Source organism: Streptomyces sp. MB09-01, assembly GCF_033794505.1.
In the GTDB taxonomy this organism is placed as follows: Bacteria; Actinomycetota; Actinomycetes; order Streptomycetales; family Streptomycetaceae; genus Streptomyces.
The window spans coordinates 1-985 of sequence record NZ_JARAYQ010000582.1; the positions used below are offsets into that span (position 1 = coordinate 1).

The 985-nt window shown below is 74.4% G+C and carries 2 protein-coding genes; both read left to right on the forward strand.

The annotated features are described in order from the left end of the window. Positions 1-275: putative Ig domain-containing protein (locus tag PV721_RS43575; RefSeq protein ID WP_319734443.1), on the forward strand; the 275-nt coding region annotated here is incomplete at its 5' end. Between the two features lie 20 nt (positions 276-295). Next, positions 296-985, forward strand: a 690-nt coding sequence (locus PV721_RS43580; RefSeq protein WP_416371304.1) for an MFS transporter, incomplete at its 3' end; no start/stop codon positions are given.

A 985-nucleotide genomic window follows, 5' to 3' on the forward strand; every position in this document is an offset into this window, starting at 1 on the left:
CCCCCACGCCGGGTGATCTGAAGCTGGCCAACCCCGGCCCGCAGACCTGCAAGTTCAACCAGTCCTGCACCATCCAGCTCACCGCCACCGGCGGCAAGCCCACCTACCGGTACGCGGCCACCGGCCTGCCCTGGGGCCTGACCGTCGACGCCGGCTCGGGACGCATCTCCGGCAAGCCCTGGGGCAGCGGCACGGTCCAGATCACGGCGACCGCCACCGACACCACCGGCGCCACCGTCACCGCCGCGTTCCCGCTCACCATCAACTGGTTCTAGCCGCTGCCGAGGAGGCATCCGTGTACCTGTCGACCAGCCGGGCCGCGGACATCGCCGGGGACACCCCGGTTCCGAAGGGCCCCCTGCGGGCCGTTCCCGGCACGGTGTTCGCGCTCGGACTGGTCAGCCTGGTCACGGACGTCTCCGCGGAGATGGTCACCGCGGTCCTGCCGCTGTACCTGATGGCCGGACTAGGCATGTCCCCGCTCGCGTTCGGCGCCCTGGACGGGCTTCACCAGGGCGCCACCGCGCTCCTGCGCCTCGCCGGCGGCAGGATCGCCGACCGCACCCACCGCCGCAAGCTCGTCGCGGGCACCGGCTACGCCCTCTCCGCCGCGTGCAAGGCCGCCCTGCTCGCCGTCACCACCCCCTGGTCGGTCGCCGCGGTGCTGGCCGCCGACCGGACCGGCAAGGGCCTGCGCACCGCCCCGCGCGACGCGCTGATCTCGCTGTCCGTATCGCCGCAGGAGCAGGGCCGCGCCTTCGGGGTGCACCGCGCGCTGGACACGGCGGGGGCGCTGCTGGGGCCGCTGGCCGCGTTCGGGGTGCTGTGGGTGGCGGTGGACGGGTACGAGGCCGTGTTCACGGTGAGCTGCTGCATCGCCGTGCTGGGGGTGGTGCTGCTCGCCCTCTTCGTGCGGGAGGCTCCCGCACCCGTCCACCGCCACCCACAGCACCCCGAACGCGGCCAGCGGCCCCAGCAGCGCCCC